Here is a 14,517-nt window from a genome sequence, read left to right as displayed (position 1 = left end):
TATTTAGTTACTTTATGACTTGCATAGAACTTGCTATTTCAAGCATCATTTCTTTGCTTATACTTGTACTCAACATTTCTATGATTGTACCATCTTGTGACCAGCGCAATATTCCACCTGTAATAAGTTCGCCTTTTTTGTCAAGCTCTCCACTGTTGCCCCAAGCTGTAAAAAAGCCTCTATTTCCATTTATTTTGACTTTTTCTGTGTTCGGTGTTATGGGTTCTTTTAATTTTGTTGTTTCTTTTTGTTGTTTAATGCCAACATGAAAGTAGGTATCATCTTTATTCATATAATGCAATCGAAAATGGGTAAAATTCTTCACTTCTTCCATTGGATATGTCTTTATCTCCAATGTCCAATCATCAGGTATTTTTTCAGGGGACAGGACCGAAAAATCCACTTTTTCTTTAATCTCTGAAAGCGTAAAACTGTTATGGTTATATTCAATTTCCTTTGCTTGAACGAATAATGGTAGCTGTAGAAAAAAGACTAGTAGAAGTGTTGTTTTTAGAGTCAAGATAAGTACCTCCAGATTTGTCTTAGTGATAGTTTTCCTCAATATGTTTGTATTAGTATGGTCGAGTTAAAGCGCAAGTAATTTATTTGGACTGGGCTTATGGGTCAAGATTATTTTCCTAAAATTAATTGTTATACTTTTTTATAATTTCTAAATAAATTGACTACTATTGGTATATTGTAGTAATTTTTAATGTAGAAGCAGATCGTTATCCATCTATAATTTTTTTGGTAAATGACTACTACGAACGGAGGAATGTAATATGTCAAAGATTCCATCAGTTTTAGAGAATTTGAGAATTCCTGTGATTGGTTCACCACTTTTTATTATTAGTAATCCAAAGCTAGTGATTGCACAGTGTAAGGCAGGGATTGTTGGTTCGATGCCAGCGTTAAATGCAAGGCCAGCATATCAGCTTGATGAATGGTTAGCGGAAATTACGGAAACGCTTGCGGAGCATAATGCAAAGAACCCAGAGCGACCAGCTGCACCATTTGCGATTAATCAAATCGTGCACAAATCGAACGATCGTCTTGAGCAAGATATGGAATTATGTGTGAAGTATAAGGTGCCGGTAATCATTACTTCCCTTGGGGCACGTGAAGAAGTGAATGTGGCTGCTCACAGCTATGGAGGAGTCGTATTTCATGATGTTATCAACAATAAGTTTGCACATAAGGCGATTGAAAAAGGGGCAGATGGATTGATTGCTGTGGCTACAGGTGCAGGAGGGCATGCAGGTAGTAAGAGCCCATTTGCATTGGTACAAGAAATTCGTCAATGGTTTGATGGACCGCTTGCTTTAGCAGGTTCGATTGCAAACGGGAATGCTATTTTAGCAGCACAAGCAATGGGAGCTGATTTCGCTTATATTGGTTCACCATTTATTGCTACACACGAGGCTCGTGCAGCTGAAGAATACAAGCAAGCCATTGTTGACTCTAATTCGGATGATATTGTTTATAGCAATCTATTTACTGGTGTTCATGGAAACTATCTAGCACCATCTATCCGTGCAGCAGGGCTGGATCCAAATGCTCTTCCAGAAAGCGACCCATCGAAAATGAATTTTGGTGGGGAAAGTAAGGCAAAAGCTTGGAAGGATATTTGGGGTAGTGGGCAAGGCATTGGGGTTATTGAAGAAATCACCGGAGCTAGTGAATATGTCGATAAGCTTCATCGAGAGTACATTGAAGCTAGAGAGAATTTGTTGAAGGCAAGTCAGGTGTTTGCTTGAAAATAGGAGGAAATACAATCGTTGTAGCCGTTAAGGGCGTTATTTTACACAAAGGCAAAGTTTTAATTGTAAAACGGGCATTGGATGATTATCGTGGTGGCACCTGGGAATGTCCTGGTGGAAAAATTGATTTTGGAGAAGATTTGGAAGTCGCCCTCATTCGCGAAATTGAAGAAGAAGTAGGGTTAGCTGTTACAGTCGATAAGATTCTATTTGCAACTACGTTCAATACTGAGCCAACTCGTCAGGTTGTTATTCTTACATATTTATGTAGAAGCGAAAGCCAGACTGTCGTTCTATCAGAGGAGCATTCTGAATATCTTTGGGCAATGAAAGAGCAATTGAAAGAAATGCTTGTACCTGAAATCGTTGCGGATTTTGAGAAGAATGAGGTTCTCGATTTGGAAGGACTACTATAGGGGGAACGAATGATACTAGAAGCCGCTTTTCTTCAGGTTAAAAGAGGGATGGAACTAGAATTTGAGGAGTCCTTTCGTAAAGCATGTACGATTATCGCATCTATGAAAGGATATATTTCTCACGAATTGCAAAAGTGTATGGAAGTAGAGGGGAAATACTTGCTGCTTGTTCAATGGGAGAGGCTAGAAGACCACACAGTCGGTTTTAGACAATCTCCTGAGTATCTCCATTGGAAAGCTCTATTGCACCACTTTTATGAACCATTCCCAACAGTTGAACATTTTGAAAAAATTAGTCTAAATGAAATCCTTTAAAAGGAGAGTGAGAAGTTGGATTTATTTATCAATCAATATACCTGGATCCAAAAAACAAGGGAATTATTATTTCGATATTGTGAAACTATGTCACCGGAAGATTATGTGAAGGAGCTTGATTCCTTTGGTGGAGATTCGATCCTTAGTCTGCATGCGCATGTAGCAGATTGTTATCGAGTATGGTTAGGGACTCGTGCCCTCGGGAAATCCCTGAGAGCAATCAGACCAGATTCCATTAATAATGTACAAGAGATGTGCGAAGTGTATAGCAAAACGGATGAACTGGTTCATGAATTTCTTCGTGAGTTTAATGGCAAATGGGAACAGAATGTTCCAGTTACTTTTGAAAACGGTAGTCGTGTAGAGTTCACAGCATTATGGCTTTTCACACATACCATCACTCACGAGTTTCATCATAAAGGACAGATTGTAAAAATCGGAAGACAGCTTGGTTATATCCCTCCGGATACGGACCTTATTGCTCCAAGACATATTTGAAAAAGGGGCATGAACTCGTCGTTCATGCCTCATATTTTTACCCCCAAATCTTCTCAATCAATGTCAAAACAATTTCAAAGAGAATGAGGATGACGATAATCCATTCGACAAAAAGGCCTCGAATCGAATGGCTAATATTGGAAAAGCCACCCATAATATTGTACAGAATTTCCGTTTTATCCTTGAGAATTTTGTAGCGGTCGGATAGCTCAAAAAATTCAAGCATACTATCGTAAAATTCATTGGCAGTATTGATCGTCCATGTAATATCGGGCTTGTCTAAAATCATAATATACGAAATTGTATTATATTGATGACGGATAATCTTTGCCATCGTTCTTGCTAATTCCTTATTGCCAATCCGTAGTTTCCCTTTTTCCAGACGGTCAATCATCGTTTCTAGTCGATCATGAATATTCTCAAGCTGTTCTTCAGTTTTCTCCAGTGCTACTGACTTTGCAAGTACAGTTGAAATGAGCTCAGGGTGATAGTCTTCAAATTCAGGAACGACGACATATTCGTCGGTCAATTCACTTTCGACATCGTTGTTAATATGTAGGCTGTAATCGTCTGAATAGCGGTCCACTTGCGAAAGATTAATTTCAGGTTCAAAAGAGCGGACATACTTGAAAAAGGTGTTCATTTCTTCTTTGTTTGTGATATTAATAAAAACAATACTTCCAAAGGAGAAAACGAGCACTTGTTCAGAGTTAGAGATTTCCTTTTTCAGGATTGACTGCAAAATTTCACCTTTCAGAATCAGTGGTTCTTCCCACGTGAATTTCTTGCGGATACGACAATGAGTTGCGATTTTATTCAAATTGATCTCGTTCGTGATAGCAAAAGCTTTGAAGGAAATGGGGTTCATATATTTCACTCTTTTCCGCTTATTTGTTCTATCTCAATAATATTCTAACACGAGCACGAACATGCTAAAACAGGAAAGAAGTCTTGAAAAACAAGACTTCCTTCTGGTTTAACGATTATCAATTTTTTCAGGGTTTAGATCATGGTTCATTAAGCGGTGCATTGCCATTTCTTCAAATTTAGTGCCTGGCTTTCCGTAGTTGCACCATGGGTCTATTGAGATTCCACCACGTGGAGTGAATTTGCCCCAAACCTCGATATAGCGAGGGTCAAGAAGCTTAATCAAGTCATTCATAATGATATTCACGCAATCCTCATGGAAATCTCCGTGGTTTCGGAAGCTAAATAGATAGAGCTTTAACGACTTGCTTTCTACGATTTTTTTATTCGGAATGTATGAGATATACATCGTTGCAAAATCAGGCTGAGCAGTGATTGGGCAAAGACTCGTAAATTCTGGACAGTTGAACTTTACGAAGTAATCGCGATCAGAATGTAGATTATCTACAGACTCCAACACTTCTGGAGCATAATCAAATGAGTATTTTGTATTTTGGTTTCCTAATAAAGTTAAATCCTTTAAACCTTCTTCAGTTTTACGACCTGACATAATAATCCTCCTCAAATAAAAAAGCCACATCCTTTATGGACATGGCGAATAGTCAATGTTCCATAGTTTTTTATAGAGGGTATAAGCTATGAACCTCTTATGATAATTTCCTCTTCATATATTATAGAAACGAGAGTGAATCGTCAATTATTATTTTGTTGGAAAAAAGGGGGTTTTCAGCAAAAAAATAATGTGTTATGATTTTCAAGTCAATTTCATAAAATCCGTTTGATGCAAACGGTAGAGGTTCTAGCTACCCTCTCTAAAAAACTAAGAAATACAGTTGTGCTTTCTTAGCGGACTGTTTTTTTCTATTTATAAGAGATTTGTTAGGACTTTATATATTGACCAAAAAAACATACAAGAGGTGTCAATTATGAGGGTACTACTTTATTTAATTTCAATTGTGGCAGCGAATGTTGTCACGGCAGCATTTGCACCAATGCAATTAGGCGTTTTTATTGTGCCAATGGGAACATTATTAGTCGGGTTAACTTTTATTTTCCGCGACTTAGTTCAGAACCAATACGGACGTAAGAAGACGTATTTATTCATTGCGATCGCATTAGTGTTATCTGCTATTGTGTCATACATTCTTGGGGATACGCTATTAATTGTAACAGCGTCTGCGATTTCGTTCTTGATTGCTGAGACAACAGATACGGAAATCTATTCACGTTTAAATTTACCGATGAATTTGAAGGTATTATACAGTGGGATTGTTGGTGGATTACTAGATTCTGTTATCTTTGTAATCATTGGTTTAAGTCCACTAGGCGCAGGATTCCTTCCATGGGAAGCTGTTCCATACGCAATCTTAGGGCAGGTTATCGTAAAAACAATTATCCAAGGAATCGGCGCAGCAATGTTGAATCCGGTTCAGTCCATGTTTAAGGCGAAGACAAATTAATTCAGAGGGTTATCTTAGGAGGCAGGTTAAGTGCCTTTTAGGATAACCCTTTTTTGTTGGGTGACAGTGTAAGACGCGAGTGGATTGGTATATTCGATTTGCACGCCACGATGGCTTGAATCAGATTTGAGTTGACCGACAAATTGAGTTTGCACGCCAAGATGGAGTGAATGGAGCCAGAGCTGACCGACAAAAAGTGTTTGTACGCCAAGATGAGATGAATGGAGCCAGAGTTGACCGACAAAAAGTGTTTGTACGCCAAGATGGAGTTGAATCAGGCATGAGCTGACCGACAAATTGTGTTTACACGTCAAGATGGAGTGATTCAGCCCGTGGTTGACCGACAAAATCATTACTCAGTTTTCTAAAAAGTCATTTCTCTTCAATTATCGACATTAGTTAACATAATATTTAATTATGTCCACCACATAGCCCCAACAGAATCTTTCATCAAAATTGGTAAAAGATTTCCTGCTGCTTTGCTCAATCCTTCATCAATCGACATCAATCCGTCCTCGTGCTCAATGCTGACTACATAATCATAACCATACAGACGAAGGGTACTGATGATGTCAGCCCAAAATTTTGCGTCGTGACCATAGCCAACAGTACGGAAATACCATGCACGTTTTTGCATATCAGCGTAAGAAGTCATGTCCGTTAACCCATTTCGGTTCATATTTGGTTGATCAATAATGGTATCTTTCGCATGGAAGTGGTGGATCGCTTTTTCACGTCCCAAAATCTTAATCGCCTCAACTGGGTCAATTCCTTGCCACCATAAATGACTTGGGTCTAAATTTGCACCAATTGACTCACCGCATGCTTCTCTTAATCGTAAAAGGGTAGCGGGTGTGTGTACGGAAAAACCGCCGTGCAATTCAAGCCCAATTTTGACATGATGCTCCTCAGCGAACAAAGCTTTTTCCTTCCAATAGGGAATAATTTTTTCTTCCCATTGCCATTTCAAAATTTCTTGAAAATCGTTCGGCCATGGAGCAACCGGCCAATTTGGATATAAAGCATTTTCATGATCACCGGGACAGCCTGAGAAAGTATTGACGACTGGAACACCGAGCTGATTTGCGAGCTGGACCGTTTTCGTAAAAAGTATATCTGCTTCTTCTGCAATCTTCTTCTGTGGGTGCAGGGGATTGGCATGACAGCTTAATGCACTGATGGTTAGCCCATAGCTCGCAACCTTTTCGAGAAACTCCTGTTGTTTCTTTTCATCCCCTAATAATTCATCAAGCTTACAATGGGCATCTCCAGGATAACCTCCCGTTCCTAATTCAACGGCCTTAATGCCTTTTGCTGAAACAGTTTGCAACATCTCATCAAATGCTTTGTCTGCGTATAACACTGTAAAAACTCCTAGCTTCATGAAACTTACCTCCTTAATGTAATGCATTACATAGCATAATTTTAAAAAATGAAACTATCATATAATAACAGTTTATATGTATGTTCGAATAAGTTTAGTATGCCAGAACTGAACAAATTTGTAATCGATTACAAACAATCGCATATATATGGTATGGAAAGTGGGTTATAGCATGGCAAATATACAAGAGGTCGCAAAAAAAGCAGGAGTTTCTGTAGCAACCGTATCAAGAGTACTTAATCACCATCCATCCGTTACCCCAAAAACTAGGGTGAAAGTTGAGAATGCCATAAGAGAACTTAATTATGAGCCAAGTATGCTGGGGCGCAATCTTCGAAACTCGGAAAGTCGTCTCTTACTCGTATTGATTCCGAGTATCTCAAACCCTTTTTACACAGAAATCATTAATGGCATTCAAACGACAGCGATCAAACATCGTTACAATATCCTTCTATGTGAAACGAATTCAGATTCACGGAGGGAAAATATTTTTTTCAACATGGTAAAAAACAAGCTGGCAGATGGCATTATTTCGATGGACCCGACGATTAATCGGCAGAAATTAACCGAGTTAGCAGAACATCATTCAGTAATCCTGTGCAGCGAATATATGGAAGACGGAAGCATCCCATATGTCACGATTGATAACGAACGAGCAGCTTATCAGGCTGTAAAGCATTTAATTATTTTGGGGAAGAAAAAAGTAGCCCTAATCAATTCAGATGAACGGTTCCTCTACGCTCGCCAAAGAAGAAGAGGCTACGAAAAAGCGTTAATGGAGTTTGGACTTCCCATTACAGATGCATTCATCTACAACACGAATGAATTGAATTTTCATGATGGTGTTCAGGCAATGAGAATGCTCCTACGAACAGTGGAAAAACCGACAGCTGTTTTTGCGGTGTCGGATACGTTAGCCATTGGGGCTCTAAAGGAAATCAATGCTAGTGGCTTAAAAGCACCAGAGGATATAGCGGTGGTCGGTTTTGATAATATTAGCTTTTCCAATATGTCCAATCCTACCTTAACAACTATTGCTCAGCCAATGTACAAAATGGGGGCTACGGCTGCCACAATGTTAATCAATCAGATTCAAAATAAGCAAGTAGAAAGCATAGTCCTGGAGCATGAATTAATTATTCGTGAATCGACTATGGGTTAAAAGGAGGGAGTAAATATGGGCATTTCTGTTGGTATCATTGGATGTGGTTCCATCTCAAGATTTCGGCATGCACCTGAGTATAAGGCAAATCGACATGTTGATGAGATTGTTTTTTATGATAAAAGCTTGGGAAGAGCGAAGGATCTTGCCAGAGAATTTGGGGGCCGAGTGGTAGAAACAGTTGAAGAATTATTAAACGATTCCAGCATAATTGCCATTAGTGATTGCTCATCGAATGAAGCACATCATATCAATACAACACAGGCATTGTTACACGGCAAACATGTTCTCTGTGAAAAGCCTTTGGCGATTAACGTTCAATTTGCTGAGGAAATCCTTGAGGCACAAGCAGCATCTGGGAAAAAGTTAATGGTCGATCACAATCAACGTTTTACGAAAGCTCATCAAAAAGCGAAGGAAATCATTGAAAAGAAAGAATTAGGAGAAGTGTTAACCTTTAAAACGAATTTTGGTCATCAGGGTCCTGAAAGCTGGAGTGTAGACAAGTCAAATGCGACTTGGTTTTTTAAAAAGGGACGCTCCCATTCTGGGGTGGCAGGAGATTTGGGCATTCATAAAATTGATTTGATTCATTTCTTATTGGATGACGAAATTGACGAGGTGCACGCTTTTACCGGAGCCCTGGATAAAATTGATGAAAATGGTATGCCAATTGAGGTTTGTGACAATGTTGTTTGTGCCTTGAAAACGAAAAAGGGTCGAATTGGGACCGCTTCTTTCTCATGGACGTATTATGGTGCCGAAGACAACTCAACAACCATCTATTGTCAAAAAGGTATTCTCAAAATCTATCAACATCCTACGAATCAATTAATTGTTGAGAAAAAAGATGGGGAAGTAATCAAATACGAATTAGAAGCGATTCAAACGAATGATAGCCAAACGAAATCGGGCGTGATCGATGCATTTATCGATTGCATCATTCATGATAAGGAGCCGCCGGTGACTGGGCAACAAGCTGTGGCAAGTCTTCGTGTCATCGAGAAAATCTTAGCTGAAAAATAATCTGACATACAATGTAACGGATTACATATGCTTTAATAGGCATCAATCCGTGTGTAATCCAATAACGATGGGAGGGTTGGGATGTTACACCAGCTTGCAATTAATTCGAATACGTACCATGGTTTTTCATTAGAGGATTGTGTAAAAGGAGCAAGTGAAGCAGGTTTCACACAGATTGAACTTGCCGCTGTAAAGGATCACACCCCACATGTGTTACCCGAAATGTCAGCAAAGGAAATTCACGATATCAAGCTTCTGTTGGAAGAAAACAACATGGTCTGTGTTGGGGTTGGAGCCCACAGTAATGTGATGAAAAAGGAAGGAATTGAAAATCTATTGAGAAGTGTTGACCTCGCAGTGGAATTCAATTGTCCATATCTTATTACAGCAACAGGAGATGCCCATAACGATACAGACGTCATTGAGGATGAAAACATTTTAATGAAGAATCTACAACCGATTCTTGAAAAATGTGAGCAGCATCAGAAAGTACTGGTTCTTGAAACACATGGCAATAATTTTGCCACAGGAACATCTCTGAAAAAACTTGTCCAGTCCCTCTCGAATCGAGTGAAGATCAATTATGACACGGCCAATGTGATGTTTTACGGAAATGTATTTCCTTACGAGGATTTAGAGGCTTCCATCGATGCTGTAGAATTCATTCACCTGAAGGATAAGTTGGGAGCTAATCATGAATGGAATTTCCCAGCAATTGGTGAGGGGCATATCGATTTCACTAGAGTTTTTACTACACTTCAAAAAAACGACTATAAAGGGCCAATAAGTGTGGAGATTGAATTTACCCCTGCAGGGCCATCTGGTCTTGAGGAAGTAAACGAAAGTGTGAAAAAATCTTATGCCTATCTTTCGAGAATTATAGGGTGAGTGGAATGAAGAACATTGCGATAGTAGGTATGGGGTTCATGGGAATGACACACTTACAAGCGTATCAAAAAATGGAGAATGTGCATGTAACAGCTATTGAATCGAATGAATTTGATGAATTATTACGAAAAAAAGTGGATGTGATCGATATATGTCTACCTACATTTTTACATGAAGAGTACATCATCAAAGCTGCACATGCTGGAAAACATATTATTTGCGAAAAACCTTTAACTTTAACAACTGAATCAGCAGCAAGGATTATTGATGCTGTTCAGCAAAATAATGTGAGATTATTTGTGGGGCATGTGCTTCGTTTCTGGCCCGAATACGAACAGATTAAGCTTTATAGCAAAAAAGAAAAATTCGACATCGTCCATGCAAAGCGATTGGGGCAGTTGCCAAAATGGAGTACATGGTTTCAATATCCTGAAAAAAGCGGTGGCGCTTTATTCGACTTGCATATTCACGACATCGATTTCCTTTCCTATGTATTTGGTGAGGTAGAGTCTGTTTTTGCAGTGGGTAGTAAAAATCAGTTTGGGGCCTGGGATCATGTGATGTCGACCCTCTCTTTTAAAAATGGCAGCAAAGCCTTTGTTGAAGGGTCTCATAGGATGACGGGAGAATATCCATTTACCTTTGCCTTTCGTGCACAATCGAGAGAAAGCACAATTGAGCTGAACGTAGTGGCCGGTGAAAACATTGAAAGCATCAGCTCGAACCAATTTTTTCGTTATGATACTGGTAAAAAGAGCTCAATCGAGATAGAGAAAAAAGAGCCGTTCGAGAATGAGCTAGCTTATTTTATCCATTGCTTAGAAGCGGATGAAGAGAATAATGTAATTCTGCTAGAGGATGTTTTATATACACTTCGAATACTAGAGGCAATTCAGCAATCTTTGGAAACAGGCAGGGTAGTCCGTATTTAGTGAAAGCGCTTATATCTAAAGGGGGTATTTGTAATGAAGAAGAGTTGGAAGTTGTTCGTGTTGCTCGTGTTGGTTTTCATACCGTTTTTAGCGGCATGTAATAATTCGGCGACGAATGAAGAGCCAGAAGAAGAACCAGCTACACCGACGGAAAACGAGACAGATACAGAAAAGCATAAGATTGGGATTCTTGCACCAGCTGTGACACATGGTTGGGTAGCAGCAGTGGCCTATCATGCAGAAGCACGGGCTAAAGAATTAGGAGATGAGATTGAGTACCAAATTCAAACAAGCACCAATGCAGAGGAAATGACATCACAACTAGATGATTTAATGACATGGGGGGCAGAAGCCATTGTTGCCTTTCCGCAATGGGAAGGGATGGAGGTGCCAATTCAAAGGGCATTAGATGAAGGTGTCAAGGTAGTCAACTTTGATATAGCCATTAATGCTGATGGTGTGTACCGTGTTTCAGGTGACAACGAGGACATGGGGATTCAGGGCGCCAACTACATTGTTGACAAGATTGGAACAGAAGGGAATGTCGTCATTCTTGAGGTACCTTCGTCTGGATCCGTTTCTGAGCTAAGGAAGAAAGGCTTTGTAGAAACGATTGAAGAAATCGCTCCAAACATGAATTTAATCACATACGCTACTCAGTTCACACGAGAGGATGGCTTGAAGGATTTTGCTGATATTTTAACAAGTAACGATAAAATTGATGCCGTTTATTCAATGGATGATGAAACGTCTATCGGAGTTTTACAGGCGATTAGAGAAGCGGGTAGAACAGATATTAAAGTAGTTACAGGTGGCGGCGGAATGCAGGAGTATTTTAACATGATGCCTGAAAATGAGGATATTTGGATTCAATCAGCCCTGTATAGCCCTGCGATGGTTAAAGATGCTGTTGATGTAGCATTGAAGGTTCTTAATGGAGAGACAGTAGATGAGGTCACAATTATCCCGACTACGATTGTAGACAGAGAGAATTATGAAGAATTCCTTGATGAAGGTTCGCCTTATTAAGAATAGAAGAGAGGGTATGGCGCAGCTGTAGCCTCTCTTTCTACCATTACGAAGTGGAAGTGATGGCATGCTTGTTGATATGAAGAACATTGTAAAATCCTTTGGAAGCAATCACGTGTTAAAAGATGTTTCCTTTACAATCAAAGGTGGAGAAATATGTGCCTTACTTGGTGAAAATGGGGCTGGTAAGTCTACATTGATGAATATCCTGGGTGGGGTGTTCAAGCAAGATTCAGGTTCGATTTCTGTAGATGGGGAACTGGTTGAATTCAATGTTCCTGCCGATTCTCAGAAAGCGGGTATTGCTTTCATCCATCAGGAATTGAATTTAATCAATGATTTACCGATCTATGAAAATATGTTTCTTGGCAGAGAGAAGAAAACCAAAAGAGGAAGCTTGAATCTTAATGGAATGGTAGAAGAAACGGAGCAGATGTTTAAGAGAATGAATGTAGAGCTCGATCCGAAAAGGATGGTTCGGGAGTTGGATGCATCTTATAAGCAAATCGTCGAGATCTGCCGGGCAATGATGACCAATGCTTCTATTATCATCATGGATGAACCGACAACCTCTTTAACTGAGCAGGAAACAGCTAGAGTGTTTGAGATGATGAAGAAGCTAAAAGATGAAAATGTAGGGATTATTTTTATTTCTCATAAATTAAACGAAGTGCTAGAGGTTTGTGACAGATACGTTGTCCTTAGGGATGGGAGCTTAGTGGCAGAGGGAAACGTGAATGTAGTTACAACGAATGATTTAGCACGTTTTATGGTTGGATACGATGTGCGAACAGAGTCTTTACGAAGAGAGAAGCACTTAGGAGAAGAAATCATAAGGGTAGAAGACCTCAGTTCCAATTCAAGATTTAGAGATATTAGCTTCTCGATTCGTGCAGGAGAAATTGTCGGTGTGACAGGACTTCTCGGAGATGGTCGGAGTGAACTTTTTCAAGCGATATTTGGAGCGGAACCTGTTACTTCAGGGAAAATCTTTTTGAATGGAGATCAAGTGAAGATTAGGAGTACTACCCAGGCCATCGTAGAGGGAATTGCCTATCTGCCACGGAACCGAAAAGAGAATGGGATTATTAAAGATCTGAATATTATTGAGAATGCCTCGATTGTCACATGGTCGAGATTCTCAAAACGCGGTGTTATTAATTCCCGAAAACATGAGGCGGTCTATGAAGAGCAAAGAAAGTCTCTAAGGATCAAGATGGATAAGCATACGGATCGAATCACCAGTCTTTCTGGTGGAAATCAACAAAAGGTAGTTTTAGCAAAATGGTTAGCTGCCAACCCAAAACTACTCATCTTAGATAATCCGACTCAAGGGGTAGATGTAGGGGCTAAAGAGGATATTTACGATATTATATTGAAGCTGGCAGATGAAGATATTGCGATTGTGGTTTTATCAAGTGAAGCACAGGAAATCATTCGACTGTGTGACCGGGCGATTGTCATGTATCATGGCGTCATTCAAGGGGAAATGGCAGGAGAACTGATGAATGAGCACACCATTATGAATCTCGCAACTGGTGGTGTATTGACGAAGGAAGGGAGGGAGATCCATTGAAATTTTTGACGTGGTTCAAAACGAAATGGAAGAACGAGCCACTTTTCAGCACGGCGATTGCACTCATCATAATGATTATTTTACAGACATTTGTGTTGGGCTTTGATTATGATTCTTTCGGTAGTTGGTTTGAATCTTGGACAAACAATTGGATTAACATTTTGCGAAATAATGCGGGGATTGGCATTATTGCGTTAGGGATGACCTTTGTCATTATGACTGGTGGTATTGACTTAGCAGTCGGCTCGACTTTGGTTGCCACTGGTGCTTTTACGATGATTCTTCTCGATACAGGCACAAAAGGTATTCTAGGTATGCTTGGGATGACAGGAATTCCTGCGTTTATCTTAACAATTATCATCGTATTGATTTTGGGCTATCTATTAGGCGCGCTCATTGGGGTTACAATTACGAAAGGAAATGTACCTCCGTTTATTGTCACATTGGGAGCGATGCTTATCTTTCGAAGTGTAACCCAGCACTTTATGCAAGGCTACAATCCAAAGGTGCCAATGGAATTTTTAGAGATTGCAAGCTTTAGGTTTGGCAATTACATGATTATGCCTATCATTTATTGGGCTGTCATTGCTTATATTCTCTACTATGTTTCGAAGCGAACCACATTTGGAAGACAAATAATTGCGGTCGGTTCAAATGAAAGAGCAGCAAAGCTATCAGGTGTGAATGTGAATAAAGTGAAGTTAAGGGTATATGCACTAATGGGTCTTCTTGTATCGATTGCTGCGATCATTCAGGTTTCACGTGTGGGTTCTATGGACTTTTCGAATGCTGGAAGGGGAATGGAAATGGATGCCATTGCCGCAGCGGTAGTCGGTGGAACGAGCATGGCAGGGGGAAGAGGTTTTATCCTTGGGACAGTATATGGAATGCTGATTATCGCTGTCATGAATAATCTTTTAAACTTATTCGGTGTGCCTCCATTTTTACGAGAAGCATTTAAGGGATTGATTGTGATTGGAGCCGTGTTGCTGCAGAGGAAAGAGAAAACATCCTGATTTAGGAAGGCCGTTCTCAGTATATTTGGGATCGGCCTAGTTATTTGGTATTACAGGGTATGACTTCAGATATTGAGTGGTCAGAAGTTCTCCTTGATAATTACATATCAAGGCACCATTTTATACAG

The 14,517-nt window shown here is 39.7% G+C and carries 17 protein-coding genes and 2 riboswitches; of the genes, 13 read left to right on the top strand and 4 right to left on the bottom strand.

Annotated features, from left to right (window positions below):
* Nucleotides 1-7 precede the first annotated feature (7 nt).
* A complete protein-coding gene (locus FAR12_RS07570) occupies nt 8-520 on the bottom strand; it encodes a DUF4367 domain-containing protein (RefSeq protein ID WP_246010330.1) in 513 nt (170 codons plus the stop codon).
* 262 nt (nt 521-782) lie between these two features.
* Between FAR12_RS07570 and FAR12_RS07565 the strand changes: the two genes are divergently transcribed.
* From FAR12_RS07565 to FAR12_RS07550, 4 genes are read left to right on the top strand one after another with little or no spacing between them, the layout of a single operon-like run.
* Complete coding sequence (locus FAR12_RS07565; RefSeq protein ID WP_126407942.1) at nt 783-1,757, top strand: NAD(P)H-dependent flavin oxidoreductase; 975 nt, start codon at nt 783-785, stop codon at nt 1,755-1,757.
* Nucleotides 1,754-2,176, top strand: a complete 423-nt coding sequence (locus FAR12_RS07560) for an NUDIX hydrolase (RefSeq protein ID WP_246010329.1) — start codon at nt 1,754-1,756, stop codon at nt 2,174-2,176. Before FAR12_RS07565 ends, FAR12_RS07560 begins: the two co-directional genes overlap by 4 nt.
* Before the next feature lie 9 nt (nt 2,177-2,185).
* On the top strand, nt 2,186-2,491 hold the full coding sequence (locus FAR12_RS07555) for an antibiotic biosynthesis monooxygenase family protein (protein ID WP_126407940.1): 306 nt from the start codon (nt 2,186-2,188) through the stop codon (nt 2,489-2,491).
* A gap of 15 nt (nt 2,492-2,506) precedes the next feature.
* Nucleotides 2,507-2,989 (top strand): DinB family protein, encoded by a 483-nt coding sequence (locus FAR12_RS07550; protein WP_126407938.1) that lies wholly within the window; start codon nt 2,507-2,509, stop codon nt 2,987-2,989.
* Nucleotides 2,990-3,026: 37 nt separating this feature from the next.
* On the opposite strand, the gene FAR12_RS07545 is transcribed toward FAR12_RS07550, so the two are convergent.
* Both FAR12_RS07545 and queF read right to left on the bottom strand, forming a co-directional pair.
* On the bottom strand, nt 3,027-3,857 hold the full coding sequence (locus tag FAR12_RS07545; RefSeq protein ID WP_126407936.1) for an RMD1 family protein: 831 nt from the start codon (nt 3,855-3,857) through the stop codon (nt 3,027-3,029).
* Nucleotides 3,858-3,965: 108 nt separating this feature from the next.
* Complete coding sequence (gene queF / locus FAR12_RS07540; protein ID WP_126407934.1) at nt 3,966-4,466, bottom strand: preQ(1) synthase; 501 nt, start codon at nt 4,464-4,466, stop codon at nt 3,966-3,968.
* Between the two features lie 56 nt (nt 4,467-4,522).
* Nucleotides 4,523-4,569, bottom strand: a riboswitch (PreQ1 riboswitch).
* Nucleotides 4,570-4,703: 134 nt separating this feature from the next.
* Nucleotides 4,704-4,746, top strand: a riboswitch (PreQ1 riboswitch).
* 96 nt (nt 4,747-4,842) lie between these two features.
* Between queF and FAR12_RS07535 the strand changes: the two genes are divergently transcribed.
* Nucleotides 4,843-5,376: a VUT family protein gene (locus FAR12_RS07535; RefSeq protein ID WP_126407932.1), complete on the top strand. Its 534-nt coding sequence runs from the start codon at nt 4,843-4,845 to the stop codon at nt 5,374-5,376.
* A 166-nt stretch (nt 5,377-5,542) separates the two neighbouring features.
* Nucleotides 5,543-5,665 (top strand): hypothetical protein, encoded by a 123-nt coding sequence (locus tag FAR12_RS23940; RefSeq protein WP_281275645.1) that lies wholly within the window; start codon nt 5,543-5,545, stop codon nt 5,663-5,665.
* A 126-nt stretch (nt 5,666-5,791) separates the two neighbouring features.
* On the opposite strand, the gene FAR12_RS07530 is transcribed toward FAR12_RS23940, so the two are convergent.
* Nucleotides 5,792-6,760 carry a sugar phosphate isomerase/epimerase family protein gene (locus tag FAR12_RS07530; RefSeq protein ID WP_126407930.1) on the bottom strand — a complete coding sequence of 323 codons (969 nt, stop codon included), beginning with the start codon at nt 6,758-6,760 and terminating at the stop codon, nt 5,792-5,794.
* A 172-nt stretch (nt 6,761-6,932) separates the two neighbouring features.
* On the opposite strand from FAR12_RS07530, the gene FAR12_RS07525 reads away from it, so the two are divergent.
* From FAR12_RS07525 to FAR12_RS07495, 7 genes are all read left to right on the top strand, one after another.
* The gene (locus FAR12_RS07525; protein WP_126407929.1) at nt 6,933-7,922 is read left to right on the top strand and encodes a LacI family DNA-binding transcriptional regulator; all 990 of its coding nucleotides are present in this window, start codon (nt 6,933-6,935) and stop codon (nt 7,920-7,922) included.
* Between the two features lie 15 nt (nt 7,923-7,937).
* Nucleotides 7,938-8,948, top strand: coding sequence for a Gfo/Idh/MocA family protein (locus tag FAR12_RS07520; RefSeq protein WP_126407927.1), 1,011 nt, complete (start codon nt 7,938-7,940; stop codon nt 8,946-8,948).
* An 81-nt stretch (nt 8,949-9,029) separates the two neighbouring features.
* On the top strand, nt 9,030-9,836 hold the full coding sequence (locus FAR12_RS07515) for a sugar phosphate isomerase/epimerase family protein (RefSeq protein WP_126407925.1): 807 nt from the start codon (nt 9,030-9,032) through the stop codon (nt 9,834-9,836).
* Between the two features lie 5 nt (nt 9,837-9,841).
* Entirely contained in the window at nt 9,842-10,768 is a 927-nt protein-coding gene (locus FAR12_RS07510; protein WP_126407923.1) for a Gfo/Idh/MocA family protein, read from the top strand.
* A 33-nt stretch (nt 10,769-10,801) separates the two neighbouring features.
* Nucleotides 10,802-11,797: an ABC transporter substrate-binding protein gene (locus tag FAR12_RS07505; protein WP_126407921.1), complete on the top strand. Its 996-nt coding sequence runs from the start codon at nt 10,802-10,804 to the stop codon at nt 11,795-11,797.
* Nucleotides 11,798-11,876: 79 nt separating this feature from the next.
* Nucleotides 11,877-13,373, top strand: a complete 1,497-nt coding sequence (locus FAR12_RS07500) for a sugar ABC transporter ATP-binding protein (protein ID WP_246010328.1) — start codon at nt 11,877-11,879, stop codon at nt 13,371-13,373.
* A complete protein-coding gene (locus FAR12_RS07495) occupies nt 13,370-14,389 on the top strand; it encodes an ABC transporter permease (RefSeq protein WP_246010327.1) in 1,020 nt (339 codons plus the stop codon). Before FAR12_RS07500 ends, FAR12_RS07495 begins: the two co-directional genes overlap by 4 nt.
* Nucleotides 14,390-14,517 lie beyond the last annotated feature (128 nt).

The organism is Bacillus yapensis, from assembly GCF_005280205.1.
GTDB classification, from domain to species: domain Bacteria; phylum Bacillota; class Bacilli; order Bacillales; family Cytobacillaceae; genus Robertmurraya; species Robertmurraya yapensis.
The sequence above is the reverse complement of the archived record's forward strand: the minus strand, read 5'-3'. Positions and strand labels throughout refer to the sequence as shown.

Coding starts and splice junctions, on each gene's coding strand:
- FAR12_RS07565 (WP_126407942.1), top strand. CDS start 783: ATGTCAAAGATTCCATCAGTTTTAGAGAATTTGAGAATTCCTGTGATT.
- FAR12_RS07505 (WP_126407921.1), top strand. CDS start 10,802: ATGAAGAAGAGTTGGAAGTTGTTCGTGTTGCTCGTGTTGGTTTTCATA.
- FAR12_RS07535 (WP_126407932.1), top strand. CDS start 4,843: ATGAGGGTACTACTTTATTTAATTTCAATTGTGGCAGCGAATGTTGTC.
- FAR12_RS07515 (WP_126407925.1), top strand. CDS start 9,030: ATGTTACACCAGCTTGCAATTAATTCGAATACGTACCATGGTTTTTCA.
- FAR12_RS07530 (WP_126407930.1), bottom strand. CDS start 6,760: ATGAAGCTAGGAGTTTTTACAGTGTTATACGCAGACAAAGCATTTGAT.
- FAR12_RS07525 (WP_126407929.1), top strand. CDS start 6,933: ATGGCAAATATACAAGAGGTCGCAAAAAAAGCAGGAGTTTCTGTAGCA.
- FAR12_RS07500 (WP_246010328.1), top strand. CDS start 11,877: ATGAAGAACATTGTAAAATCCTTTGGAAGCAATCACGTGTTAAAAGAT.
- queF (WP_126407934.1), bottom strand. CDS start 4,466: ATGTCAGGTCGTAAAACTGAAGAAGGTTTAAAGGATTTAACTTTATTA.
- FAR12_RS07555 (WP_126407940.1), top strand. CDS start 2,186: ATGATACTAGAAGCCGCTTTTCTTCAGGTTAAAAGAGGGATGGAACTA.
- FAR12_RS07545 (WP_126407936.1), bottom strand. CDS start 3,857: ATGAACCCCATTTCCTTCAAAGCTTTTGCTATCACGAACGAGATCAAT.
- FAR12_RS07520 (WP_126407927.1), top strand. CDS start 7,938: ATGGGCATTTCTGTTGGTATCATTGGATGTGGTTCCATCTCAAGATTT.
- FAR12_RS07510 (WP_126407923.1), top strand. CDS start 9,842: ATGAAGAACATTGCGATAGTAGGTATGGGGTTCATGGGAATGACACAC.